Raw genomic sequence first — 24,275 nt, forward strand, 5'->3', positions numbered from 1 at the left:
TGATAAAGGTCGAGGCATGCTCCGTCACTTGCTGCAGCGCAGCCTCGACCTCCTGATCGTGCTGTTCGGGATCTCCGTGATCGTCTTCCTGATGATCCGGCTGATCCCGGGCGACGCGGTGGCGATCATGCTCGGCGCCAATACCGAGGTGACGCCGGAGCGCATCGCAGCGATGCGCGGCGCGCTCGGGCTCGACCGGCCCTTGCTGGAGCAATACTGGGTCTGGCTCAGCCATGCCCTGCGCGGCGATTTCGGGACGTCGATCTGGACCGGCCGTCCGGTGATGCAGGAGATCGCGGCGCAGATCTGGCCGACGTTTCAGCTGACCTTGTTCTCGCTCGTGCTCGGCGCCGGGCTTGCGATCCCGGTCGGCTGCCTGATGGCGCATTGGCGCGGCGGGCGGGCCGATCTCGTGCTGCGCGTCGGCGCCATCGCCGGGCTCACCATCCCCTCCTTCTGGCTCGGCATCGTCATGCTGATCACGGTCGCGACGCTGGCGCCGAGCTTCGCCTCGCTCGGCTATGTGCCCTTCAGCGAAGATCCGCTCGGCAATCTCCAGCGGCTCCTGCTGCCGGCGATCGCGCTGGCGCTGCCCATCCTGGCGAACCTCTCACGACTGGTGCGCACCGCGATGCTCGATGCGCTCGGCCAGGACTATATCCGCACCGCCCGCGCCAAGGGGCTGGGAGAACGGGCCGTGCTCTACCGGCATGCCCTGCGCAACGCGCTGATCCCCTTCGTCACCAGCGTTGGCATAATGACCGGCTATCTGCTCGGCGGCGCAATCGTGGTCGAGCAGGTCTTCTCGATCCCCGGCCTCGGCCGCCTGATCCTTGGCGCCATCGCCGAGCGCAACTATCCGCTGGTCCAGGCCACGATCCTCGTCGTCACCGTCGGCTTCGTGCTGGTCAACGCGCTGGTCGATTTCGCCTATGCACTGATCGACCCAAGGCTCAGGACCGCGTCATGAGCCAGAGCCGCCGCATCGCCATCGTCGCCGGCATCTTCGTCGTCCTGCAGATCGCGCTCGCGCTAGGTGCGCCGCTGATCGCGCCCTATGACCCGCTGGCGCAGGACATCGTCGCCCGGATGAAGGGTCCGAGCGTCGCGCATTGGCTCGGCACCGACCATCTCGGTCGCGATATCCTCTCGCGCATCCTCTACGGCTACCGCACGGCTTTGATCGCCTGCGGCATCGCGGTCGGGCTCGCGCTCGTGATCGGGGGCAGCCTCGGCCTGCTCGCCGCCTTCTATCGGGGCTGGTGGGACCGCATCATCATGCGGGCGATGGACATCCTCTTCGCCTTTCCGGTGATGCTGCTGGCGATCGGTATCATCGCCGTGCTCGGCCCGCGCACGGAAAGCGCCGCGATCGCCATCGCCGTGGTCTATGTGCCGATCTTCGCGCGGCTGATCCGCGGACCCGCCATGGTGCTGGTCGAGAGCGATTTTGTCGCCGGCATCCGCTCGATCGGCGCGACCGATCTCAGGATCATGCTGCGCCATATCCTGCCCAATCTCGCCTCGGTCATCCTGGTGCAGAGCTCGCTCCTGCTCTCGGCCGCGATCCTGGTCGAGGCCTCGCTCTCCTTCCTCGGCCTCGGCACCCAGCCGCCGACGCCCTCGCTCGGCCTGATGCTGGCGGAAGGGCGCAATTTCGTGCTGCTCTCGCCCTGGAACGCGATTTTCGCCGGGCTCGGCATCCTCCTGCTCTCGCTCGGCTTCAACCTGCTCGGCGACGCCCTGCGCGACGAGCTCGACCCGCGGCTCCGGGGCCAGTCGTGATCATCCGCAGCGCGGTCGCGAACGATATCGCGCCGGCCGCCGCGCTGATGGCCCAGGCCTATGCCACGCATTTCCACCTGATCATCGGCGATGCCGCACTCGATTTCGACCAGGCGCATTTCGAGGCGCGCTTTGCCCACGAGCTTGCGGAGCTGATCGTCCTCGACTCAGACGGCATCCGCGGCGTGCTGCTGGTCAAGGAAGGGCATATCGCCATGCTCTTCGCCGCCGAGACCGGTCAAGGCCATGGCGCCGCGCTGCTGGCCCATGCTGAGGCGAATGGCGCCCGTTCGCTCGAAGTCTTCGCCGCGAATGAAGGCGCGCGGCGCTTCTATGAGAGGACCGGCTGGCAGGTAGCTGATGACTACGAGCGCGAGTTCGCCGGCGCGCGGCATCGCTTCCTGCGCTATGAGAAGCCGATGATTCCGGCACGGAGACAGGGCTGATGGACAAACTCCTGATCCGCGGCGGCCAGAGGCTGTCCGGCACGGTCGAGATCCGCGGTGCCAAGAATGCGGCCCTGCCGGCTTTCGCCGCGGCACTGCTCTCGGACAAGCCATTGACCCTGCGCAATCTGCCGGACGTCGTCGACGTCAGAACGATGCAGGCTTTGCTCGAAGGCTACGGCGTCGCCTTTTCTGGCCGGGGCGCCGATGCGCTGACGCTCGACGCCGCCAAGGCCGGGCCGCGCGAGACGAGCTACGACATCGTCCGCAAGATGCGCGCGACAATCCTCGTGCTCGGGCCGCTGGTGGCACGCTTCGGCGAGGCGCGCGTCTCGCTGCCGGGCGGCTGCGCGATCGGCGCCCGGCCGGTCGACCTGCATATCAAGGCGCTCGAAACGCTCGGCGCCGAGATCAACGTGGCCGGCGGCTATATCGAAGCGAAGGCGCCGCGCGGCTTGAGCGGCGCGCGGATCGTCTTCCCGTTCTCCTCGGTCGGCGCGACCGAGACGGCGCTTCTGGCGGCGAGTCTCGCCAGGGGCGAGACCGAGATCGTCAACGCCGCCAAGGAGCCGGAGGTGCTTGACCTCGCGCGCTGCCTCACGGCGATGGGCGTCAGGATCGAGGGCATCGGCAGTCACCGCCTGCTGGTCCAGGGCGCGCAGAGCCTGTCGCCTGCGACCCATGAGATCGTCGCCGACCGGATCGAAGCCGGCACCTATGCGGTCGCTGCTGCGATCACGGGCGGCGAGCTCGAGCTGGTTGGCGCAAGGCTCGAACATCTCGCAGCGGTCGGCGAGGCGCTTGAAGCAGCCGGTGTCAGGCTCTGGCCGAGCGATCGCGGTCTGATGGTGACGCGCCCAGGCCGCCTCACCGGCATCGACATCATGACCCAGGCCTATCCGGGCTTCTCGACCGACCTGCAGGCACAGTTCATGGCGCTGATGAGCGTGGCGGACGGCACCTCGCTGATCCGCGAGACGGTGTTCGAGAACCGCTTCATGCATGTGCCGGAGCTGGTCCGGCTCGGCGCCGACATCACCTTGAAAGGCACCAGCGCGACCGTGCTCCGCGTCGCCAGGCTAAAGGCGGCACCGGTGATGGCGACGGACCTGCGTGCCTCGGTCAGCCTCGTGCTGGCCGGGCTCGTCGCCGAGGGCGAGACCGTGGTCAGCCGCATCTACCATCTCGACCGAGGTTATGAGGCGCTCGACCGCAAGCTCAAGCGCTGCGGCGCCGATATCGAGCGGGTCCCGGCATGAGCGCGCCTGCCGATCTCTATCTCGGGGTCGATGGCGGCGGCACCGGCTGCCGCTGCCGCCTTGAGACGGCTGCCGGCGAGGTGCTGGGCTCCGGCATCGCCGGGCCGGCCTCGCTCCGGCTCGGGCTCGAAACCTCGCTTGCTGCCGTGATGCAGGCGGCCCGTGGCGCGATCACTGAGGCCGGCCTCACAGAGGCTGATTTCGCGCGCGTCCATGCCGGTATCTGCCTCGCCGGCATCGGGCGCAAGGGCATGCAGGAGGCGCTCGCCGCCTGGAAAACTCCCTTCGCAAAAACGGTCTTCGAGAGCGACGGCCTGGCCGCCTGTCTCGGCGCTCATGGCGGCGAGGATGGCGGCATCGTCATCATCGGCACCGGCTCGATCGGGCTCGCCCGGGTGAACGGCGAGGAACTTCGCATCGGCGGCTATGGCTTTCCGATCGGCGACGAGGGCAGCGGCGCCGATCTCGGCCTCGCCGCCATCCGCGTCTCGCTGCGCGCCTATGACGGGCGTGAGCCGGCAACGCGCTTCACCCAGGATGTGCTGGCGCGCTTCGAGGCCGATCCCTTCGAGGTCATCGCCTGGATGGACAAGGCCCATGCCACCGAATACGCGACGCTGGCACCGCTGGTGCTGCGCCATGCCGATCTCGGCGATTCCCATGCCCGCATGATCATGCAGAACGCCGCCGCGATGATCGACGCGATGGTGCGCACGCTGTTCGACCGGGCCGTGCCGCGCGTGGCCCTGATCGGCGGCCTGTCCACGGCGATGGAAGCCTGGCTTGCGCCCGATGTCCGGCGCCGACTGTCGCATGTGAAGAGCGACGCCATCACCGGGGCGCTGTCGCTGGTGCGGCCGAAGGTCTAGGGCGCAGTGCCGGCCGCTTCAGGAACGATATCGCGCCAGCCGTGATGCAGGGCGCGGCTCTCCATGTCGAAGGCAAAGTAGCAGCCTCCGCCCGCGATAGGCTGGCCGTGCCGGCGCGAGATCGCCTCGCCGCGAAGGTCACTGAGCAGCAATGTGCCGACACCGCCATGAGCGAAGATCACGAGGTCGCCCGTGCTGCGCCGTGCTGCCATGCAGGCCGCGACTCCGGCCTTGATCCGCGCCTGCGCAGCCCGCGCCGTCTCCCAGCCGAGAATACTGGTATCCGGCTGCCGGAAGAACTGGTCGACGATCTCCCAGAAGCGCGGCGGTGCGACATAGCCGGTGGCCGAACGGTCGTTCTCGCGTAGATCTTCGCGCGCCGTGAAAGGCAGACCGCGAGCGCGTTGCAAGGCTGCGGCGCAATCCTTTGCCTTGCGCTCGTCGCTGGTGAAGACGTCGGTCACGCCAGCCAGCTCCGGCCGCTGGCAGAAGGCTTCGATGCGCTCCCAGCCGATCGGCGACAGGCCCCAATCCGGCACCGGGACCTGCGGGTCGACGACGACTTCCGGGTGGGTAACGAAATAGACGATCGGCATGCTGCTCCTAAAATCGCTTCTCATTTGCGTTAGAAAGCTCGCAAGCTAGGTTTGCCGCGCAGCCGGGCACATCGACCTGCACCTCGTCCAGCGCGACCGGCGGCGTCACGAGCGCACCGAAACGCTGCGCGATCAGCGGCGAGAGCGTTGCAGCACGACCGCAGAGAGCTACCGGTTTGACCCCGACGCGCGCCCTCAAAGCCAAGGCGAGTCGTGCCAATTCCTCGCCGGCTTGCGTAAAAATCTCGGCTGCCACGACATCCCCTGCCTCCGCTGCCGCCGCAACCGATCGCGCCAGCAGGCCGAGGCTGCCGCGATCGCCGCCATAGACATGGGTGCGCACAGCATCCCATGAGGCCCCGCCCAGCGCCTGCGCGAGGGCATGACCGAGTACGCTGCCCCAACCGGAACCCGGAGCCTCGTCCTCGCGGCGCAACAAACCGCGCACGGCCCTAGCCGCGATCCAGGCGGCGGAACCGCCATCGTCGATGAGCACGCCGCGTCCGCCGGCACGGATGATCTCGCCATCGGCACCAAGGTGGTAGCCGATCGAGCCCGTGCCGGAATAGACGATGATACCTTCGCCGGGCTGGAAGCGAGCGCGATAACCCAGCCACATGTCGTCGACGACGAGGATTTTGTCCTCGGGGCTCCCGAAGGCGGTCGCCAGGATTTCGGAAAAGACAGCCCGGACGGCACTTTCCGGCCCGAGGCCCGTGACACCCGCGACGATTGCCGCCGGCCGACCCATGCCATGAAGCTCGCTGGCCAATCGCGCGAAGATGCCCGCGACCCGCTCACGCTCGGCCTGCGTGAAGACGTGGCCGGTCATCGGCTCCATCTCGCCACGCGCCAGGATCGCGCCCGAGGGGGCGGACAGGCACCAGCGCGAGCCGGTGCCCCCTGTCTCGATGCCGAGGCCGAGCCCTTCGTCAGGCGCCGGCATGGCGGGCGAAGCGGCGAGTGATCTCGCGGGGATTGGTGATCGCCGAGCCGACGACCACGGCATGCGCGCCGGCAGCGAAGGCCGTCTCCAGTTGCTCCGGCTGCTCGAAGCGTCCTTCAGCGATGATGGGCACGGAAACCGCCTTGGCGAGGGCCTCGATGAGGGCAATGTCGGGGCCGAGCGCCTTCCTTGCCTCGGTCTCGGGCGTATAGCCGGAGAGGGTCGTCGCGATGTAGTTCGCACCGAGGGCGGCGGCCCGGACGCCATCCTCCAGCGTCGCACAATCGGCGAAGACCGGCTTGCCCAGTTCGTCACGGATGCGCGCGATCAGGCGATCCAGCGGCTCGCCGTCGCGCGGCCGGTCGGTCGCGTCCAAGGCGATGATGTCGGCGCCGGCCTCGGCGATCGCTTCAGCGTTGGCGAAATCCGGCGTGATATAGACCGGGAAGCGATCGTCCCAGCGCTTGAGGATGCCGATGATCGGCAGGCGGGTGACGGCGCGGATCGCGGCGATATCGGCCGAGCCATTGGCCCGCAGCGCCAGCGCGCCGCCCTGCTCCGCCGCCCGCGCCATCGCCGCCATGAAGGCCGGTCCGTGCAGGGGGTTGTCCGCCCGCGCCTGGCAGGAGACAGCGAGGCTGCGATACGGGATCAGGGGCTCGGCTGTCACTTCACCGCTCCGGCGGTCATGCCGCGGATGAACTGTCTGGACATCAGGATGTAGACGAGTGTCAGCGGCAGCGCCGCGATGGTGAGGCCGGCGAAGAGCATGCCCCAGTCGGTGGTGTATTCGCCCATGAAGACCGAAAGACCCTGCGGCAGGGTCTTGCGGGCATCGGTCTGGATGAAGACCAGCGGGAAGAAGAAGTCGTTCCAGGTCGGCACCGCGTTCTGGATCGCGGCGATCACCATCGGTGGGATCGAGAGCGGCAGCATGATCGAAAGCATGATGCGCGGCTCCGAGGCGCCATCGATGCGGGCGGCCTCCTCCAGCTCGACCGGCAATGTGCGCAGGAAGCCGGTCATGATGAAGATCGTCGAGGGCAGGCCCATCGCGGTGTAGATCAGGATCAGGCCGAGCCGGGTGTCGAGCAAACCGAAATCGCGCATCTGCAGGAAGAGCGGGATGACCGCGAGCTTCAGCGGCAGCATCAACCCGGCGAGGAAGAACATGAAGATCGCCGAGTTCCCGGGGAATGAATAACGCGCGAGGCCATAGGCGCCCATCGTGCCCAGCATCAGCGTCAGCAGGATCGAGGTGCCGGTGATGACGACCGAGTTGACGAAATAGCCAGGCAGGCTGGTCTCGCCCCAGATCCGTGCGAAATTCTCGACATAGGTGAAGTCCGGCAAGGCGAAGGGCGCGTCGAAGATCTCCGCCGTCGTCTTGAAGGCCGAGAAGACCATGATGACGATCGGGTAGAGCATAAGCACGGAATTGCCGATCAGGAGCGCGGCGGCGATCAGACTCCCAGCGCTGCTGCGCGGGAAGAGCGGATCGGCGGTTGCAGCGTGGGAGGTCACAGCGCGATCTCCCGCTTGCGCAGATACTGGGTGATGACAGTGGCGACCGCCGCGATGAATAGGAACATCAGCACGGCCAGCGCATTGCCGTGGCCGAAATCCTGCAGGCCCGCAGTCTGGTTGCCGAAGGCGGTGCGGTAGAAATACAGCCCGAGGACGTCGGTCGAACCATAGGGCGAGCCGTCCAGCCCCGCCATGATGTAGGGCAGCTCGAACCAGTTGAAGGCCCCGATGAAGAGCAGAGTCAGCGTGATCGTGGTCGAGGGCGTGACCAGCGGCCAGACCACGCGGGTCAGCATCTGCCAGCCATTGCAGCCATCGAGCTTGGCAGCTTCGAGGATCTCGCGCGGGATGCGCTGCATGCCGGCGAGATAGACCAGCGCGGGAAAGCCGACCCAGTGCCAGGCATTGGCAAGCACGAGCGCCGGAAGCGCGGTCGTCTCCTGGCCGAGCCAGGGCTGGCGCAGTTGGCCGAGCCCGATCATCTCGAGCAGCTGGTTCACCAGCCCGAAATTCGGGTCGAGAAACAGCTTCCACAGGAAGCCGACCAGCACGGTCGAGAGGATCACCGGCATGAAGATCGCGATGCGATGGAAGCGGAAGCCGAAGGGCTCGCGATAGATGAACCAGGCAAGCAGGAAGCCGACGCTGTTCTGCACCACGAAGAGCGCGAAGAAGACGAAGAGATTGTGACGGAAGGCGCGCCATGTCAGCGCCGCGAAGTGATCGCCGAACAGCACATCGGCGAAATTCTTGAGGCCCACGAACTCGCCCTGCGCCATGCCTTCCCAACGATAGAAGGCGGCACTCAGGGCCGATAGCAGCGGCCAGACCACGAAGGTCAGCATGATTGCGAGCGGCGGCAGGATCAGGAAGGCGATCCACGCCGCGCGCCTGCGCCTCTCGCGGTTTCGATAGTCCGTCTGCATCGGCTCCGGTCCTCGGGATGCGCCGGGGCGGCGAGCAGTGGCTGCACGAAGCCAGCGCTCACGGCCGCTGGCAGACCGGCCGTGAGCGTCTGGCGAGCGCCGCCGCTGTCGCGCTTACTTCTTGAAGGGCGCGTAGTAGGTCGCGATTCCCTTGGTGATCTCGGCGCCGACCTCGGCCGGCGTCGCCTTGCCGGCGAGCATCTTCTGCACACCTGACTGCAACAGCACCGAGCCCGTCGGCTCCTGATAGCGGAAATTGACCAGCATGATGTAGGACATCGCGCTCTGGTTCAGGGTCGCGACCTCCTTGAGCAGCGGGTTTTCGAAGTTGACGCCCTTGATCGGCGAGATGTTCTGCAGATCGTTCGAGAAAGCCGTGCCGAATTCCGGCGTACCGATGAAGCGCAGGAACTTCAGGGCTGCCTCTCGCTTCTTCGACGCCGCATTGATCGCGTAGCCGCCATCGTAATAGAGCGCGACCAGCTTGGGATCACCCGCCTTGGCCACGGGCGACGGGAAGAGGCCGAGCTTCAACTTGGGATTCTGGCGCAGGAAATTGGCGATCTCGAAGGAGCCGCCGGCGAACATCGCTGCCCGGCCTGCAGCGAAGAGCTGCTGCGACGCTGCATAATCGACGCCTGAGAAATTCGGCGCGAAATAATCCTTGATCTCGTTGAGCCTGGTCAGCGCGCCGACGAAGCGGGCATCGGTGAAATCGGCTTTGCCGGCGAGCACATCCTGCTCGAACTGCGCTCCGATCTGGGAGGAGAGCAGTGCTCCCACGATGGTCTCGTTCTGCCAGGCCGTCGCCGTGCCGTTGCCGAAGGGATTGATCCCCTTCTCCTTCAGCGTCTTGGAGACGGTGACCAGTTCGTCCCAGGTGTTCGGCGGCGTCACGCCGGCTTTCTCGAACAGCTCCTTGTTGTAGATGATCAGCATGGTCTGCGAGGCCAACGGCACGGCATAGAGCTTGCCGTCGGCCCGCATCGTCTCGGCCGCAATCGCCGAATCCGGGAAATTGGCGAACTCGGGCACCATCGTCTTGTCGAGTGGCACGAGATAGTCGGGCTTGCCGACGCCGAGCGTGCCATAGGCGCGCACCTGCACGACGTCAGGACCAGTGCCGCCGGCCAGCGCCGTTGACAGAACCGTGTTGTAGTTCGCCGCCTCGAAGGCCTCGAACTTTACGTTGATGTCGGGGTGGTGCTTGCGGAAGGCGGCGATGAGCTTGGCATAGGCCGCCTTGTCCTCCTGGCGCCAGCTCCACATCGTGATGTCTTCCGCCTGCGCCGGAGCGGCAAGGGCCGTCGCGGCGACGAACATCGTCAACGCCAATTTTCCGATTGTCCGCCTCACGATGGATTTGGTCATGTTTCCCGCCAACATCTTCGTTCTCCCTGGTTGTTCTGGTCGTCTTATGAACGGTTTTCGACTTGATTGTCGCGCGGTTCCGGCGTCACCAGCAGCGCGGTGGCATCGTCATGGATCTTCACGCGCCTGAAGCGTTCGGCCAGCGGGTCCGCGCTTTCGAGCCGGCGTAGCTCGGCGATGGCACCTGCGGTACCGAGGCGCGCGACGGCATCCATCAGCCCGTCCTCGTCACAATGCGCGATCACGTCGACGAGACGCATGAAGCCGTCGGACGCGAGCAGGGCGATCGCTCCCGGCGAAACCGTGGCCGCGAACAGGCGCAGACCCGCCCGCCAGCTCAGTCCCGGATTGATTGCCCAGTAACCGCCCTGCCGGTTGAGCGAGCGCCGGTTGCGCAGGATCTGCGCCATCGCCTTGGGGGAAATCACCTCGCCAGGAAGATGACCGTCCTCCGTCGCTGCCGCGATGGTCCGAGCCTCGAAGGGGTTGCTCGACGGGTCGGTCCAGCGCTCGATCCGGTCGCCGTTCCGAATCAGGATCGAGACGTCGCCGATCACCGCGCCTTCGATGCGGCAGGCATCTCCGTCGCGCCGCAGGCGAATGAGGCCGAGCACGGCGGAAGGCCCCTCGCCCGCCTCGCGCTCAGGATGGCCCTCGCCGAGCGCCGCGTAGTCCTGCCGCAACTGCCGCTCGAGTCCTTCGGCCCAGGTCGGGAAGGCCAGATCCTCAGGCGGGTTCGCGCGCAGGATCGCGTCGATTCGCCGGACGAGCCAGGCTCCCTCCGATTCCCCGATGGTCCGGGCGGCGCCGGAGAAGAATGCCGAGCCGTCGATGATCCAGGCACAGGAGCCGGCTGTACCCGAGATGTCCTCGTTATGGGCGGCGCTCCCCTTCTCGCTGGCCTGCGAGATCACGCGCCAGCCCGGAACGGCCCCGCCGGCAGCCGGCGCGGAGCGGTCGATCGACACCGAAACGAACCCCTCGCCTTGCACTGGCCCGGACGCTCCCATCTGCCGCGCCTTACATGAGTCACGGTCGCAACATAGACCAATATAGAACCAGTTTTACCGACACAAGTCGAAATCTGGCACGCGACCCGGCCGATCTGTGTCGCTCAGGCGCTCCCCGCACCACTTGTCTGCAACGGGAGCGCCTCCGCGACGGCACCTGGATGTCAGGTCGGGGAAGATGCGGCTCTGCATCACCGGGAGGAAGGCGCAACGCCGCTCTCGATGCATCTGCGATACGCGCTCGCCTGGCCGCCTGGCTTCCGGGCAAGAGGCTCGTTCGCCAGTCGCCTGAATTCATGACGCGCGAGCCAGGAAGGATGTCTTGACACGAAATACGCCTGGTATACCGTTGGGATAACGACAGCGTTCCGGCGCGCCAACTTGCCAGGCGGCCGAGCGCGAAGAAGCGTAGCGAGGGATTCACGCGATGAGCGCACCTGTGCGGCCGGTCCATGCGGCGACTGAGAAGCTCATCACGTTCCTGTATTACCGCGACCTGCCGGCCGCGATGCGGTTCTACGAGGACGTTATCGGGCTCGCTCTGGAAATCGATCAGGGTTGGTCGAAGATCTACCGCGTCACACCCAACGGCTATGTCGGGCTGGTCGACGAGCGCCGCGGCAGCCACCGCGCCAACGACATCAAGCCGGTACAGATCTGCATGCGCGTCGCCGATGTCGATGCCTGGTACGCCTACATCCGCGAAATCGGTCCTGCCGGGCTGCGCGAGCCGCGGAGCAATGCCGAACTCAAGATCCGCGCCTTCGTCTTCAACGACCCTGAAGGCTACCAGATCGAGATTCAATCGGCGCTCGACTGAGCGCACGATCTTTGTTCACCGCCGGATCAGGCGCAGGGAGCGATCAGATGATCAAAAACGGCCTCGCAAGCTTCTCGCGCCGTGGCGCGCTGGCGCTGGCACTATTGGGCGGCGCGGCACTTTCGGGCATTGCGCACGCGCAGGAAAAGTCCCTGACGGTCGCGCTGACGGCGGATGCGGTAATCCTGGATCCGCACGCAGCCAACGAGCTGACCGGCAACATCATGTTCTATCACTTCTATGATGCGCTGGTCGCGCGCACGCCGGAACTGGGCTTCGAACCGGGTCTCGCGGAAAGTTGGCAGGTGGTCGACGACACGACCTGGATCTTCAAGCTCCGCAAAGGCGTGAAGTTCCACAACGGCGACGAACTCAAGGCTTCCGACGTCGTCTTTACCTTCGAGCGCCTGAAGAAGGCGCTGATGTCGAACCTCGTCGCCAACATCGCCTCTTCCCGCGCGATCGACGACTACACCGTCGAGATCAAAACCCCCAAGCCCTACGCCGTGCTGCATATGGCGCTGGCGGAGGTGCTGATCGTCAGCGAGAAGTACACCAAGGCCACCGGTGACGAGCAGATGGGCCTCAAGCCGATGGGCACGGGCCCTTACAAGCTCGCCGAATGGGTCAAGGAAGATCGCATCGTGATGGCGGCCCATGCCGATTACTGGCGCGGCAAGCCGAAGATCGACAAGGTCACCTTCAAGCCTATCACCAATCCGGCGACACGCACCGCGGCCCTGCTCACCGGCGGCGTCGACGTGATCCAGGATCTGTCGGTGCGGGACGTGGCCGGCGTCAAGGCGAACGCCGGCTTCGAGGTGATCACCCGGCCGAGCCTCCTGAACATGGTGATTGCGATCGACACGCGCGAAAAATCGCCGACCATCGACCTGCCGACCAATCCGATGCGCGACCGGCGCGTGCGCGAGGCGCTGGTGCGCGCCATCAATGTCGAGGCGATCAGGACCGTGGTGATGAACGGCTTCGCCACGCCGAGCGAGCAATACGTTCCGTCCTCGCATCTGGGCTACGTGCCGGGGCTCGATTTTCGCAAGACATATTCCTTCGACCTGGAGAAGGCGCGGGCTCTGATGAAGGAGGCGGGCTTCGAGAAAGGGTTCGCCATGACCCTCGACACGACAAACAACCGCTACGTCAACGATGGTGCGATCGCGCAGGCGCTGGCCGGCATGTTCGCGCGTATCAATGTCAAGCTGAACCTGAACCTGATGCCGCGTTCCAACTTCTTCGGCTACATCCGCGCGCCGTCCGACAAGTCGAGCTTCATCATGAGCGGCTGGGATACACCCTCCGGCGACGCCGGCAACATGTATTCGACGCTGCTGTACAGCCGCGGCAAGAAGCCGGGCTTCGGCCAGGCCAATCGCGGTGCGTTCAGTAACGAGGAATTCGACGGCTGGATCGACAAGGCCGACGCCACTGCGGACATCAAGCAGCGCCATGCCTTCCTGCAGGAGGCGACCAAGGTCGCGACTCGCGAGATTCCGATGATCCCGCTGCACTACGAGCAGGACATCTACGCGGCCAAGAAGGGCATCAAGGTGGTGCCGCGCATGGACAAGTTCATCTGGGCCTATGAGATGGACGTCAACTGACGTTCGCCAGCACCCGCTCCCGACATGCCGGCCGGCCCGCCACGGCCGGTCCCTCATGGCGGCCGCGCCCGTGGCTCGCCGCGCCTGAAGGTTCGCCCTCGTGCTAGGCTATCTGCTCAAGCGACTGATCCAGATGATCGTGGTCCTCTGGGCCGTGTCCGTGCTCGTGTTCGTGATGATGAGCTTCACGGGCGACCCGACCTACATGATGGTTCCGCTCGACGCGACCGAGGAGCAGATCGAGCAGGCGCGAAGGCTGCTCGGGCTCCACGACAGCCATCTCGTCCAGTACTGGCGCTTCCTGTCGAGCCTGGCGCAAGGCGATTTCGGCCGCTCCTTCGTATTTCGGCAACCTGCGATGCAGCTCATCCTCGAGCGCCTGCCGGCGACTCTCGAGATCGTCTCCCTCGCCATGGCGTTCGCTCTCGTGCTGGCGATCCCGCTCGGCGTCTACGCCGGCGCCAACCCGCAGCGCGCCGGCAGCCGCGCCGTGATGGCGGGCTCGCTCGTCGGTATCTCGCTGCCGGGCTTCTGGCTCGGGATGGTACTGATCTTCGTCTTCGCAGTGAAGCTCCAGTTCTTCCCCTCGTCCGGGCGTGGACCGACGCAGGAATGGCTCGGCCTGCGGGTCAGCTTCCTCAGCTGGGAGGGCCTGCGCCATCTCATCCTGCCCGCGCTGACGCTTTCGGTCGGCACGCTCGCCATCCTGATGCGCATTATCCGCGCGGAGATGATGGAGGTGATGAAGCAGGACTTCATCAAGTTCGCCCGCGCCAAGGGCACCGACAGGCGGGGCGTGCTCTTCAAGCACGGGCTCAAGAATGCCCTTATCCCGCTCATAACCGTATTCGGCCTGATGCTGGGCGATCTCATCGCCTTCGCGACGCTGACCGAGACGATCTTCGCCTGGCCCGGCATCGGAAAGCTCCTGGTCGACTCGATCTATCGCGGCGATCGGCCGGTGATCGTCGTCTATCTGATGTTCGTCGCCTTCATGTTCGTCGTCGTGAACTTCATCGTCGACATGCTCTATGCGCTCGTCGATCCGCGCATCAAGATCAAGTGAAGCCTCCCGGATGAACGCGGTCTCATCTTCCGTCTCACGTTTCGCTGCCTCGGAATTCTTCCACAACTTCCGGCGCAACAGCTCCGCCATCCTGGGGAGCGTGATCGTTGCAATGTTCATGGCGATGATCACGATCGGCCCCTGGCTCGTCGCCCAGGACCCCTATGACGTCGCCCAGCTCGAGCTGATGGATTCGTTCAAACCGCCCGCCTGGCTCGACGGCGGAAGCTCGCAATACGTTCTGGGCACGGACGGACAGGGGCGGGACGTTCTCGCCAGCATCGTCTACGGCAGCCGCATCTCGCTGTTCATCGGGCTCGCAGCAATGCTGGGCTCCTGCCTGCTCGGCACCACCCTCGGACTTCTCGCGGGCTTCTACGGCGGCAGGCTCGACAGCCTCATCATGCGGATCGCCGATATCCAGCTCTCGTTTCCCTCGGTGCTCACTGCTCTCTTCCTGATGTCGGCCTTCGGCACCGGCGTCGACAAGGTGCTGATCGCGCTCATCTCGGTGGGCTGGGTCGTCTACGCACGGATCGTACGCGGCTCGACGCTCCGGGAAGCGCAGAAGGAATACGTCCAGGCCGCGCGGGTGTCGGGCTTGCCGAACCGCAAGATCATCCTGCGCCATGTCCTGCCCAATGTGCTGACGCCGCTGATCGTGGTGGCGACGATCCAGGTCGGCACGTTCATCCTGATCGAGGCGTCGCTCTCCTTCCTCGGTGTGGGCGTGCCCATCACGGAGCCGTCGCTGGGGCTGCTCATCAAGAACGGGTTCGACGTGCTGTTCTCGGGACTCTGGTGGATTTCGGTATTTCCCGGGCTTTTCATCATGCTGATCGTCTTCGGTATCAATCTGCTCGGCGACTTCCTGCGCGACGAGCTCAACCCGCGCCTGAAATGACCCTGCCCCCGTCCCGCCCCGGCACCGCCCGAACCGACGCCCCCTCGCCGCTGCTTTCTGTCCGCGGGCTGAAGACGCATTTTCACACCTTCGGAGGGGTGGTGAAGGCGGTCGACGGAGTCGATTTCGACCTGGCACCGGGCGAGATCCTGGGTCTTGTCGGAGAATCCGGCGGCGGCAAGTCGATGATCGGCTTTTCGATCATGGGTCTGATCGACGCTCCGGGGCGGATCGAAGCCGGCGAAATCCGCTTCGAGGGCCAGGATCTGCTGACGCTCGACGAAGCCGGCATGCGCAAGGTGCGCGGCAAGCGTATCGGCATGATCTTCCAGGACCCGATGACGGCGCTCAACCCGCTCTACACGATCGGCAACCAGCTCGAAGAGATGCTGCGCCTCCACACCGGCCTGCCGGCCGCCGCGCGCCGGGCGCGCTGCATAGAGATGCTGCGCGACGTGGGTATCTCCCAGCCGGAGGAGCGGCTCGGCAACTACCCTCACCAGTTTTCGGGCGGGATGCGCCAGCGCGTCGTGATCGCGATCGCGATGATCGCCGGCCCCCGCCTGCTGATCGCCGACGAGCCGACGACGGCGCTCGACGTGACCATCCAGGCCCAGCTGTTGCGGCTGATGAAGCGGCAGGTCGAGCAGACCCGCGCCTCGCTGATCCTCATCACCCACGATCTCGCCGCGGTTTCGCAGATGGCCGACAGGGTGGTCGTGCTCTATTGCGGCCGTATCGTCGAGCGGGGGCCGACATCACAGCTCATCCGCGGCCCGGCCCATCACTACACGCGCGGACTGCTCGACTCGATCCCCCACGAGGATCGCTCGCAACGTCGGCTGCACCAGATTCCCGGCTCTGTGCCGAACATCCGCAAGCTGCCCCCCGGCTGCGCGTTTGCGCCGCGCTGCCGCGCGGCTCAGCCGCTGTGCCGCGAGGTGGAGCCGGTGCTGACGGAGTTCGCGCCAGGCCAGGCCGCCGCCTGCCATTTCCCGCTGGAGGCGAAGCTCTGATGGCGCCACTGCTGCAGGTTTCCGATCTCGAACAGCGCTTCGACGCGAGCGGCGGTTTCTTCGACCGCCTGCGCCTGCGCAACGGCCGGATCACGGCGCCGCGGCGCATCGTGCACGCGGTCAACGGCGTGAGTCTGACCATCGAACGCGGCGAAGTACTCGGCATCGTCGGCGAGAGCGGCTGCGGGAAGTCGACGCTCGCCAAGACGGTGATCAAGCTCCATGAGCCGACGGCGGGAGCCATCGTGCTCGACGGCGAGGACATCACCCGCCACGACTTCACCCGCATGCGGCCGATCCGCAGCAAGATGCAGATGATCTTCCAGGATCCCTATGCCTCGCTGAACCCGCGCCAGCGCGTGGCGGACATCGTGATGGAGCCCTATCTCGAGAACGCGCCGGGCAGGACGCGCGACGTCCGTGAGCGGGCCCTCGCGCTGCTGGCCAAGGTCGGCCTCGGCCCCGAGCACGCCGACCGCTATCCGCATCAGTTCTCCGGTGGTCAGCGCCAGCGCATCGGGATCGCGCGTGCGCTGTCGGTCGAGCCACAGCTCATCATCGCCGATGAACCGGTTTCGGCGCTCGATGTCTCGATCCAGGCCCAGATCCTCAACCTGATGATGGATCTCAAGGACGAGATGGGTTTCTCCTATCTCTTCATCACCCATGACCTCTCGGTCGTGCGCCATATCAGCGATCGGATCGGCGTGATGTATCTCGGCTTCATGGTCGAGACCGGCCCCACCGAGGCGATATTCGAAAACCCGAAACATCCCTATACCCGCGCACTGCTGGCCGCGGCGCCGGTTCTTGGCGAGCCGCTCGCGGCCGCTGCCGAGGAGATCAAGGGAGAGGTGCCAAGCGCGCTCAACCTGCCCACGGGCTGCTGCTTTCGCACCCGCTGCCCCCTCGCCTTCGACCGCTGCGCGCTGGAACGGCCGATCCTGCGGTCGCAGGTGGGCGGGCAGTCCGTCGCCTGCCATCTCCACGACGCCACGGCGCTCGCCGCCTCCACGGATACCCATCCATGACCACGGTCACGATCAGCCAGTCCCGGATCGCCCTCGACGATCCCCACGCCTGCACCGACGCCAACGACGTTCTGACCGTCTTCGGTGCCTTGTTCGACACGCTGGTGCGGCGCATGCCAGGGGGTGGTTACGGGCCGTCGCTGGCCACGCGCTGGTCGATGTCGGAGGATGCTCGGCGCTTCACGTTCCGCCTGCGCGAGGGCGTGACCTTCCACGATGGCGAGCCTTGCGATGCGAACGCGGTGCGTTATGCGCTGCTGAGGATGGCGCGGCCGGACATGGGCGCGACGCTCGGGGCGCCGGGCGTCTATGCGCAATATCTCGCCGGGATGACGGTCGAGGTGCTCGGGTGTCACGAGATCGCGCTGACGTTGGCTGAACCGCTCGCCGATCTGTTCGACATTCTCGCCTACGGGCACATCGTCTCTCCCGCCGCAATCGAGGCAGCCGGCGAGGATCTCGTAAAACGGGCAGTGGGAACCGGTCCCTACAGGCTCGAGCGCTACGTTCCCGGCGAGCGGATCGAAGCCGTCGCCAATCCGGATCATTTCGACGGCGCCCCCACTTTCAGGCGCATCGCCTGGGTCAAGGGCGAGACGGCACCGGCCCGCGCCGAGGCGCTGCTGGACGGCTCTGCCGATATCGCCAACGGACTGCCCCACTCTGCGCAATCGGCGCTCTCCGCGCCCGCCTTCACGATACAGGACTACCTGGCGCCGACGGCGCTGATCATGATGTTCAACGCCGCCGGGGGGCCTGCGAGCGATCCGCGCGTACGGCTGGCGCTCAATCTCGCAATCGACCGGGAGGCGCTCGTTTCCGGCGTGCTCGGGGGAGCCGGTCAGTCATTGCACGGCTTCGTCAGCCCCGTGCATTACGGGGCCGACCCCGAGGCGCAGCCCTTCGCGCGCGACGTGGCAAGGGCGAGGCGGCTCCTGCGCGAGGCCGGCCACGGCGAGGGCTTCACGCTTCAGCTCTACTGCCCGACGCGGTTGCCGGACGAGGCAGAGGCGCTTGCCGGCGCGGTCGCGACGCAGCTTGCGGAGATCGGGGTGCGCTTCGAGCGCCACACGGAGCCCGACCGCGTCCACTACGCCAATCAGGTCCGCCGGAAGGCCATCCACGACCTCTGCATCTTCGACTCGAGCCCGATGAGCGTCTTCCGCGTTCTGCACGAGAAGATCGATTCCCGTGTCCGTGGCTCATGGTGGGAAGGCTACGCCAACCCGGCCGTCGAACGCCTGATCGACCAGGCGCGCGCGACGGTGTCACCCGAAGCGCGTCAGGAGCTCTACCGGCAGTGTTACCGGCTGCTGCTGCAGGACCCGCCCTGGCTCTATCTCTACAACCATCGCCGGGTGATCGGCCTGCGCGGCGACCATCCTGGCTGGCGGATGCACACCGACGGCGTGCTCGACGTTCGCACCCTTCCGCCGCTCTGAGCCTGCGCCCGGAGCGGCGGAGCGGCACTCCCCGATCTACGCGAGAGCCGCCAGGCGCCGCTCCTGGCGCACGATCAGCCGGTCGATGTCGGCGAGGTCTCCGGGCGAAAGCCTGCCAGCCGGCGCGCGCAGCGCCGCCGAGGCGATGACCCCGCGCCGTGCCAGAATGTGCTTCCTGATCTGCAGACCGAAGCCGGGCTGGAGTTCGTAGCGGGCCAGCGGCAGATAAGCGTCGAAGAGATCGTGCGCGCGCTCGACATCGCCCGCCGCATGAGCCTTGCAGACATCGACCATCATCTCGGGATAGGCGAAGCCGGTCATGGCTCCGTCGGCCCCGCGGCTGAGTTCTTCAGGCAGGAAAACTCCGCCATTGCCGCACAGGATGGAAATACGGCGGCCTCCGTCACGATCGCTCGCCACGCGCAGGGCGCCGATCTTGTTGAGCCCCGGCCAGTCTTCGTGCTTGAGCATGACGCAGCTCGGCAAGGCTTTGACGATGCGCAGGATCAGCGAGGCCGAGATCTGCACGCCTGTCGCCAGCGGATAGTCTTGCAGCACGAAGGGAGTATCGCCGAGCATCGCGGCGGCCGTCTCGAAATAGGCGTAGATCTGGTCGTCCGTCCTGAGGGCTGACGGGGGAGCGATCATGACTCCCGAGGCGCCGGCGTCCATGACCTGGTCGCTCAGCTCCTTCATCGGCGCAAAGCCCGGGGCGGAAACGCCGACCACGACCGGCACCCGGCCAGAAACCCGCGCCAGCACCTGCTTGACGACGGCAAGCGATTCGGCGGCGGTGAGCTTGGGCGCCTCGCCCATCATGCCGAGCAGCGTAAGACCCGCCGCGCCCTTGTCGAGATAAAAATCGACCATTGAATCGAGGCTGGCGGAATCGATCGCGCCCTGGTCGGTGAACGGGGTGACCGCGATGACGTAGACGCCGGACGCGGCTTCATTGATGAGTGCCATGGAGGTGAGATCTTTCGGGTAGGGAGGAGTGTCAGAGATCGGCGAGCAGCACGCGGCCGAGCGCCATCGCGGTCGCGGCCTGGGTCGGCTCGACCACCGGGATGCCGAGTTCGCCCTGGAGGCGCCGGCGGTAGCGGGCCATGCCCGCGCAGCCCATGACGATGACGTCCGCACCATGGCCGTCCCGTAACGACCGGCCGGTCGCGAGCATTCGCTCATAGGTTCGCGCCTCGTCGGCGAGTTCGGTCACGCCGAGGCCGATCGAGAGATCGCCCGCGAAGCGCGCCATCACGCCCATCGCGCCGAAATAGCGCAGGTGGCGGGGAATCGAGGTCGGCAGGATCGCGATGACGCCGAAACGCTGGCCAAGGGTCAGCGCGGTCAGGACGCCCGCCTCCGCGATACCGAAGACCGGGCGCCGGCTCTGCTCGCGCAGGGCATGCAGGCCAGGATCACTGAAACACGCGACGACGAAGGCCGAAGCGTCTTCCTCGAGCTCCTTCGCCCGGCTCAGGAGAGGGCCGATGACCCCGTCGACATCGCGCTGGCTCTGTATGCCCGCAGGCCCCTCCGGCAGCGTCAGGCAGGCGATCTGTGGCCCCTGCGCGGTGCGCAACGGCTCGACGGCCTGATTGATGGCCTCGGTTACCGACGTCGAGGAATTGGGATTTATGACAAAGATTGTGCGGCTCATGCGGAACGCTCCCCGGCTCAGTAGAGATCCGCGCCGAAATTTCGGCTGGGATCGAACTCGGGAGAGAGCCGCCCGGTCGGCATCGTGGCTTCGCCGGCAGGGCGCAGGAGCAGCCGGCCGGTCCCCGGCCTGGCGGTGACCGCACCTTCACGGACGATGACCTCGCCGCGCCGGAGCACGGTTTCAGGCCAGCCGGTGACCGTGCGTCCCGCGAACGGATTGTAGCCGGCGTTGTCGTGGAGTTCTTCGGGCAGCTCGACGCAGCGTTCGGGATTCCAGATGGCGATGTCGGCATCCGCTCCGATCGCCAGCGACCCCTTGCCGGTCAGGTCGTAGATGCGGGCGGGGGCGGTCGCGGTGAGCTCGACGAATTTGGACAGCCCCATCCGGCCTTTAGAGACCATGGCGTCGAACAGCAGGGGAAGACGCATCTCGAGACCGGGCATGCCGTTGGCGATCAGCTTGAAACTGGGGTTGTCGCCGGCGCTCAGCTTGCCGCTGGCGTCGAACCGGTAGGGAGCATGATCGGATGACAGGATCTGAAGATCGCCGAGGGACAGCGCCCGCCAGAGAGCCTCCTGATCGGCCGGTGTCCGCTGCGGCGGCGAGCAGATCCATTTCGCGCCCTCCAGCCCCGGCCGGTCGAGGTCACCGGCCGTCATCAGCAGGTAGTGCGGACAGGTCTCGGCAAAGACCTTGACCCCGCGCCCGCGCGCTTCGCGGATCACGGCCGCGCCTTCCGCCGTCGAGACGTGGAAGATCACGATCGGCTGGTCGAGCAGCTCGGAAAACGCGATCAGGCGGTGGAAGGCCTCGACCTCGGCAGCGCGCGGATGGCTGACCGCGTGGAATTTCGGCGCGACGTAACCGCGGCCGACGAGCCTCTCGCCCATCCATTTCAGCAGCCCATGATTTTCGGCGTGGACACAGACCAGGGCGCCTTCCGCACGCGCGGCGGCCATCACGTCGAGCAGTTGCTCGTCGTTCACCTGCACGGCATCGTAGGTCATGAAGACCTTGACCGAGCGATGCCCGGCCCGGATCAGCGCCGGCAGGTCGCGCGAGATGGTCGCCTCGTCGGGATTGGCGACCATCAGGTGGAAGGCATAGTCGACCATCGCCCCTCGTCGGGCCAGTGCCGCATAGTCCTCGACCGTTGCCGCGAGATCGGCGCCGCGGTGCTGGGCAGCGAAGGAGACGACGGTGGTCGTACCGCCGAAGGCAGCCGAGCGCGTCGCGCTCTCGAAGGTGTCGGCGTTCATGAGGCCGCCGCCCGACAACTGCTCGATATGGCAATGGGTATCGACACCGCCGGGCAGCACAAGCATGCCAGAGGCGTCGATCTCGCGCCCTCCTGCCGGCAAGCTATGGCCGATCGCCGCGATCTTTTCGCCCACGATCGCCAGGTCTGCCGCGAAGACGTCGGTCGCGGTGGCGATCGTACCGTTGCGGATGACCGTGTCGTACTGGAAGGCTGCCATCGCTGTCTCCGGTAATGAGCGTCAGTTGGCGTCGTTCGCGCGGGTGTGACCGAAGAAGTCTTCCGGCATCGCGAGCAGGTGGCTCAGCCCGGTGCGCTCCAGCATCAGCTCGCATTCGTGCTGTGCCGCCTCGATCACCGCCTCCTCCGAGACGCTCAGCACATGGCGAGCCTGCATGAGCACGCGACCATCGACGATCACGGTGTCCACGTCGTTTCCGTTGGCGAAGCAGACGACGCGGAAAGCGGGCATGTTCATCGGCGCCAGATGCGGCCGGGCGAGGTCGACCAGGATGATATCGGCCCTCTTGCCGGCCTCGAGCGACCCGATCTCCGCTTCGAGCCCGAGCGCACGAGCCCCGTCGATCGTCGCCATCTCGAGTACGCGCCCCGCCGGAAGCACCGCGGGATCGCGGAAATGCGTGCGGTGATAGTGCATGCATTGTTGCATGTGGCGGAACATGTCGGCCGAGCGATCCGGGGCCGTCGCGTCCGAGCCGAGGCAGACGGTGACGCCCGCATCCAGAAGCTCCGTTGCCGGGCAGCGACCGAGGATCGAAGCAACCGCACTCGGATTATGCGCGATACGGGTATCCGTTTCCGCGCAGATCGCGATCTCGCGCTCGGTCAGGTTCGTGGCATGCGACAACAGCGCATCAGGTCCCAGCAGACCCATCGCATGGGCGTAGGCGACACTGTTTCGCGTATGGCCGTCCTGGGTGAAAAGCGTTCCGGTGTCGCGAGACAGGGCGCGGGCGGCGAGCGTCTGGCGCCTTGCTTCTTCGAGCGTCGCGGAATCGAGGCCGTCGACATGTTCGTCGCGCAGCGTCGGCGTCAACATGGCTATGCGGATGCGGTTCCCGACGGCCCCGTGCCAGCGCGCGATCACATCCCGACAGGTCCGCATCTGACGGTCGAAGTCGACCTGAAGGTCTCTGCGCCGCTCGCCGTCCCAATGTGCATAGGTCCGCGGAAACGGCGGCCGCGTCGGGCCGATCGCGACGAGCGAGCGGGTCCCCACCGCGCCGACTCCCTCACAGTGAGCCGCCGCATAGCCCGGATCATCCGTGCGCATGATGCTGTCGCCGCCACCGAGCAGGGAAACGCCGGTCGTCACTCCGAAGCGAAGCCGCTCGAGCGCGGCCAGTTGCGCCTCGGCATGCCAGAAGGCTTCGGACGAGCCCAGCGTGTAGGCCTTTTCACACGCGTCATACCAGAGGTCACCGCGGCCGCCGCCCATCGTCTTGATCAATCCGTGCCCGGCATGGGCGTGCCCGTCGACCAGGCCAGGCATGATCGCCTTTCGCCGGGCATCGATCACATGCGGGGCACCGTGACGACGGGCGATCTCCTCGCTTGGACCGACATCGACGATCCGGTTGCCTGTGACCGCGACAGCCCCGTCTTCAAGGATGCGACGCGACGCATCCATGGTGATGACGGCGCCACCAGTGACGATAAGATCGGCCAAGCTCATCTCTCCTCTGGCATCGCCGGAGCATCGCCCGGGCGCCGCGTGACCTCAACATACCAATGGTATACACATGGAATGGCAGACCGTGAACCCTCAGAATTCAACGTCCGACGCAGGTCTGCCGACGATGCGTTGGGCGGGCACCGTTGCGTCCGGAAGGGAAATGCTGCAGCTCCAAGCCGCACGAATGAAGGGACCCCTGCGTTGACCGCCGACCAAGCCTCGACACTCGGCCACTCCACTTACGAGCGGCTACGCGACATGATCCTCAATGGCGAACTCCCCGCGGGCACCTCGCTGCAGGAGAAGAAACTCGCCGAGCGCCTCGGCGTCTCGCGGACACCCGTGCGCGAAGCGACGATGCGCCTGATGATGGAAGGGCTGGTGCTTCGCACGGCGGGGCTGACCCCGGTGGTGCGCCGTCTGTCCACCGACGATTTCATCGAGATTCTGCATATCAGGCGACTGCTCGAGGTCGAGGCCGCGGGACGCGCCGCCGAAACCGGCGGGTCGGCAGAGCTCCAGGCGGTCGCGGCCCGCATCGCCGCATTTCGCGACGGGGTGGAGCCGACCGCGGAGGAGCATGTGACGGTCGACGACCGGCTCCACCAGATTATCGCCGGTCTCGCCGGATCTCGCTTGCTGGCGGAAATGATCGCCGATCTCCGGAAAAAAACGAAGATCTTCGACATGGGACGGTTGCCTGAGCGCTTCGAGCCAGGAGTGCGCGAGCACCTCGAGATCATCGAAGCAATCACCGCGCGGGACGTGACGCGCGCCCAGAATGCGATGCGCACCCATATCGACAATGTCCGATCCAGCGTCATGGATCACTTGCGACGACTGTTCTGACCCGCGCCACGAGCCGGGATTCGAAAACCACCGGACAGGGGAAATTCACCTCTCCGCGCCAGGCAGCGAGATGTATCCGACATACCTGCCCGGAAACAGGCGGCGGCGCGCATATCGTGATGCATCTGCCCCTTGTCTGCTGCCTTCAGCCTGCCTTGCACCCGCGGCATCCGAAG

Annotated in this window: 24 protein-coding genes; 13 read left to right on the top strand and 11 right to left on the bottom strand. The window is 66.1% G+C overall.

Going from position 1 to position 24,275, the window contains the following annotated elements:
• Positions 1-16: 16 nt before the first annotated feature.
• Genes J0I42_RS05935 through J0I42_RS05955 form a run of 5 tightly spaced genes read left to right on the top strand, consistent with a single transcriptional unit; the run spans position 17 to position 4,359 of the window.
• Entirely contained in the window at positions 17-970 is a 954-nt protein-coding gene (locus tag J0I42_RS05935) for an ABC transporter permease (RefSeq protein ID WP_291653730.1), read from the top strand.
• Entirely contained in the window at positions 967-1,785 is an 819-nt protein-coding gene (locus J0I42_RS05940) for an ABC transporter permease (RefSeq protein WP_291653732.1), read from the top strand. Before J0I42_RS05935 ends, J0I42_RS05940 begins: the two co-directional genes overlap by 4 nt.
• The gene (locus J0I42_RS05945; RefSeq protein WP_291653734.1) at positions 1,782-2,231 is read left to right on the top strand and encodes a GNAT family N-acetyltransferase; all 450 of its coding nucleotides are present in this window, start codon (positions 1,782-1,784) and stop codon (positions 2,229-2,231) included. Before J0I42_RS05940 ends, J0I42_RS05945 begins: the two co-directional genes overlap by 4 nt.
• On the top strand, positions 2,231-3,490 hold the full coding sequence (gene murA, locus J0I42_RS05950; RefSeq protein ID WP_291653736.1) for a UDP-N-acetylglucosamine 1-carboxyvinyltransferase: 1,260 nt from the start codon (positions 2,231-2,233) through the stop codon (positions 3,488-3,490). Before J0I42_RS05945 ends, murA begins: the two co-directional genes overlap by 1 nt.
• A complete protein-coding gene (locus J0I42_RS05955; RefSeq protein ID WP_291653738.1) occupies positions 3,487-4,359 on the top strand; it encodes a glucosamine kinase nucleotide-binding domain-containing protein in 873 nt (290 codons plus the stop codon). The genes murA and J0I42_RS05955 overlap by 4 nt, the downstream gene beginning before the upstream one ends.
• On the opposite strand, the gene J0I42_RS05960 is transcribed toward J0I42_RS05955, so the two are convergent.
• From J0I42_RS05960 to J0I42_RS05990, 7 genes are all read right to left on the bottom strand, one after another.
• On the bottom strand, positions 4,356-4,955 hold the full coding sequence (locus J0I42_RS05960) for a histidine phosphatase family protein (RefSeq protein WP_291653740.1): 600 nt from the start codon (positions 4,953-4,955) through the stop codon (positions 4,356-4,358). The genes J0I42_RS05955 and J0I42_RS05960 overlap by 4 nt on opposite strands.
• 7 nt (positions 4,956-4,962) lie before the next feature.
• Entirely contained in the window at positions 4,963-5,901 is a 939-nt protein-coding gene (locus tag J0I42_RS05965; RefSeq protein WP_291653742.1) for an N-acetylglucosamine kinase, read from the bottom strand.
• The gene (locus J0I42_RS05970) at positions 5,888-6,571 is read right to left on the bottom strand and encodes an N-acetylmannosamine-6-phosphate 2-epimerase (RefSeq protein ID WP_291653744.1); all 684 of its coding nucleotides are present in this window, start codon (positions 6,569-6,571) and stop codon (positions 5,888-5,890) included. The genes J0I42_RS05965 and J0I42_RS05970 overlap by 14 nt, the downstream gene beginning before the upstream one ends.
• Positions 6,568-7,425, bottom strand: coding sequence for a carbohydrate ABC transporter permease (locus J0I42_RS05975; protein WP_291653746.1), 858 nt, complete (start codon positions 7,423-7,425; stop codon positions 6,568-6,570). Before J0I42_RS05975 ends, J0I42_RS05970 begins: the two co-directional genes overlap by 4 nt.
• Positions 7,422-8,354, bottom strand: a complete 933-nt coding sequence (locus tag J0I42_RS05980; RefSeq protein ID WP_291653749.1) for a carbohydrate ABC transporter permease — start codon at positions 8,352-8,354, stop codon at positions 7,422-7,424. The genes J0I42_RS05975 and J0I42_RS05980 overlap by 4 nt, the downstream gene beginning before the upstream one ends.
• Before the next feature lie 114 nt (positions 8,355-8,468).
• Positions 8,469-9,725 (bottom strand): extracellular solute-binding protein, encoded by a 1,257-nt coding sequence (locus J0I42_RS05985; protein WP_291653751.1) that lies wholly within the window; start codon positions 9,723-9,725, stop codon positions 8,469-8,471.
• A gap of 44 nt (positions 9,726-9,769) precedes the next feature.
• Positions 9,770-10,693 (bottom strand): hypothetical protein, encoded by a 924-nt coding sequence (locus tag J0I42_RS05990; protein WP_291653752.1) that lies wholly within the window; start codon positions 10,691-10,693, stop codon positions 9,770-9,772.
• Positions 10,694-11,162: 469 nt separating this feature from the next.
• Here J0I42_RS05990 and J0I42_RS05995 point away from each other — a divergent pair, with 469 nt between their 5' ends.
• The 7 genes from J0I42_RS05995 (at position 11,163) to J0I42_RS06025 (ending at position 18,633) form a co-directional block, all read left to right on the top strand.
• Entirely contained in the window at positions 11,163-11,555 is a 393-nt protein-coding gene (locus tag J0I42_RS05995; RefSeq protein WP_291653754.1) for a VOC family protein, read from the top strand.
• Positions 11,556-11,602: 47 nt separating this feature from the next.
• Positions 11,603-13,174 carry an ABC transporter substrate-binding protein gene (locus tag J0I42_RS06000; RefSeq protein WP_291653756.1) on the top strand — a complete coding sequence of 524 codons (1,572 nt, stop codon included), beginning with the start codon at positions 11,603-11,605 and terminating at the stop codon, positions 13,172-13,174.
• Positions 13,175-13,274: 100 nt separating this feature from the next.
• Complete coding sequence (locus J0I42_RS06005; protein WP_291653758.1) at positions 13,275-14,240, top strand: ABC transporter permease; 966 nt, start codon at positions 13,275-13,277, stop codon at positions 14,238-14,240.
• A 10-nt stretch (positions 14,241-14,250) separates the two neighbouring features.
• The gene (locus J0I42_RS06010) at positions 14,251-15,144 is read left to right on the top strand and encodes an ABC transporter permease (RefSeq protein WP_291653760.1); all 894 of its coding nucleotides are present in this window, start codon (positions 14,251-14,253) and stop codon (positions 15,142-15,144) included.
• On the top strand, positions 15,141-16,160 hold the full coding sequence (locus J0I42_RS06015) for an ABC transporter ATP-binding protein (protein WP_291653761.1): 1,020 nt from the start codon (positions 15,141-15,143) through the stop codon (positions 16,158-16,160). Before J0I42_RS06010 ends, J0I42_RS06015 begins: the two co-directional genes overlap by 4 nt.
• Positions 16,157-17,191: an ABC transporter ATP-binding protein gene (locus J0I42_RS06020; protein WP_465247649.1), complete on the top strand. Its 1,035-nt coding sequence runs from the start codon at positions 16,157-16,159 to the stop codon at positions 17,189-17,191. The genes J0I42_RS06015 and J0I42_RS06020 overlap by 4 nt, the downstream gene beginning before the upstream one ends.
• Complete coding sequence (locus J0I42_RS06025) at positions 17,188-18,633, top strand: ABC transporter substrate-binding protein (protein ID WP_291653765.1); 1,446 nt, start codon at positions 17,188-17,190, stop codon at positions 18,631-18,633. Before J0I42_RS06020 ends, J0I42_RS06025 begins: the two co-directional genes overlap by 4 nt.
• A gap of 36 nt (positions 18,634-18,669) precedes the next feature.
• Here the strand turns inward: J0I42_RS06025 and J0I42_RS06030 are convergent, their stop codons facing one another.
• The 4 genes from J0I42_RS06030 to J0I42_RS06045 are packed head-to-tail and all read right to left on the bottom strand — an operon-like array spanning position 18,670 to position 23,250.
• Positions 18,670-19,599 (bottom strand): dihydrodipicolinate synthase family protein, encoded by a 930-nt coding sequence (locus J0I42_RS06030; RefSeq protein ID WP_291653767.1) that lies wholly within the window; start codon positions 19,597-19,599, stop codon positions 18,670-18,672.
• Positions 19,600-19,630: 31 nt separating this feature from the next.
• A complete protein-coding gene (locus J0I42_RS06035) occupies positions 19,631-20,293 on the bottom strand; it encodes an aspartate/glutamate racemase family protein (RefSeq protein ID WP_291653769.1) in 663 nt (220 codons plus the stop codon).
• 17 nt (positions 20,294-20,310) lie between these two features.
• Positions 20,311-21,774 (bottom strand): dihydropyrimidinase, encoded by a 1,464-nt coding sequence (gene hydA / locus J0I42_RS06040; protein WP_291653770.1) that lies wholly within the window; start codon positions 21,772-21,774, stop codon positions 20,311-20,313.
• Positions 21,775-21,795: 21 nt separating this feature from the next.
• Positions 21,796-23,250, bottom strand: coding sequence for an amidohydrolase family protein (locus J0I42_RS06045; RefSeq protein ID WP_291653772.1), 1,455 nt, complete (start codon positions 23,248-23,250; stop codon positions 21,796-21,798).
• Between the two features lie 201 nt (positions 23,251-23,451).
• Here J0I42_RS06045 and J0I42_RS06050 point away from each other — a divergent pair, with 201 nt between their 5' ends.
• The gene (locus J0I42_RS06050; protein ID WP_291654040.1) at positions 23,452-24,099 is read left to right on the top strand and encodes a GntR family transcriptional regulator; all 648 of its coding nucleotides are present in this window, start codon (positions 23,452-23,454) and stop codon (positions 24,097-24,099) included.
• The last annotated feature ends 176 nt before the right edge of the window (positions 24,100-24,275 follow it).

The organism is Allobosea sp. (assembly GCF_017308015.1).
GTDB lineage: Bacteria > Pseudomonadota > Alphaproteobacteria > Rhizobiales > Beijerinckiaceae > Allobosea.

Excerpts from the sequence above, each read along its gene's own strand:
- J0I42_RS05935 (WP_291653730.1), top strand. The coding sequence starts at position 17 with ATGCTCCGTCACTTGCTGCAGCGCAGCCTCGACCTCCTGATCGTGCTG.
- J0I42_RS05940 (WP_291653732.1), top strand. The coding sequence starts at position 967 with ATGAGCCAGAGCCGCCGCATCGCCATCGTCGCCGGCATCTTCGTCGTC.
- murA (WP_291653736.1), top strand. The coding sequence starts at position 2,231 with ATGGACAAACTCCTGATCCGCGGCGGCCAGAGGCTGTCCGGCACGGTC.
- J0I42_RS05955 (WP_291653738.1), top strand. The coding sequence starts at position 3,487 with ATGAGCGCGCCTGCCGATCTCTATCTCGGGGTCGATGGCGGCGGCACC.
- J0I42_RS05960 (WP_291653740.1), bottom strand. The coding sequence starts at position 4,955 with ATGCCGATCGTCTATTTCGTTACCCACCCGGAAGTCGTCGTCGACCCG.
- J0I42_RS05965 (WP_291653742.1), bottom strand. The coding sequence starts at position 5,901 with ATGCCGGCGCCTGACGAAGGGCTCGGCCTCGGCATCGAGACAGGGGGC.
- J0I42_RS05980 (WP_291653749.1), bottom strand. The coding sequence starts at position 8,354 with ATGCAGACGGACTATCGAAACCGCGAGAGGCGCAGGCGCGCGGCGTGG.
- J0I42_RS05985 (WP_291653751.1), bottom strand. The coding sequence starts at position 9,725 with ATGACCAAATCCATCGTGAGGCGGACAATCGGAAAATTGGCGTTGACG.
- J0I42_RS05995 (WP_291653754.1), top strand. The coding sequence starts at position 11,163 with ATGAGCGCACCTGTGCGGCCGGTCCATGCGGCGACTGAGAAGCTCATC.
- J0I42_RS06000 (WP_291653756.1), top strand. The coding sequence starts at position 11,603 with ATGATCAAAAACGGCCTCGCAAGCTTCTCGCGCCGTGGCGCGCTGGCG.
- J0I42_RS06010 (WP_291653760.1), top strand. The coding sequence starts at position 14,251 with ATGAACGCGGTCTCATCTTCCGTCTCACGTTTCGCTGCCTCGGAATTC.
- J0I42_RS06015 (WP_291653761.1), top strand. The coding sequence starts at position 15,141 with ATGACCCTGCCCCCGTCCCGCCCCGGCACCGCCCGAACCGACGCCCCC.
- J0I42_RS06025 (WP_291653765.1), top strand. The coding sequence starts at position 17,188 with ATGACCACGGTCACGATCAGCCAGTCCCGGATCGCCCTCGACGATCCC.
- J0I42_RS06030 (WP_291653767.1), bottom strand. The coding sequence starts at position 19,599 with ATGGCACTCATCAATGAAGCCGCGTCCGGCGTCTACGTCATCGCGGTC.
- J0I42_RS06035 (WP_291653769.1), bottom strand. The coding sequence starts at position 20,293 with ATGAGCCGCACAATCTTTGTCATAAATCCCAATTCCTCGACGTCGGTA.
- hydA (WP_291653770.1), bottom strand. The coding sequence starts at position 21,774 with ATGGCAGCCTTCCAGTACGACACGGTCATCCGCAACGGTACGATCGCC.
- J0I42_RS06045 (WP_291653772.1), bottom strand. The coding sequence starts at position 23,250 with ATGAGCTTGGCCGATCTTATCGTCACTGGTGGCGCCGTCATCACCATG.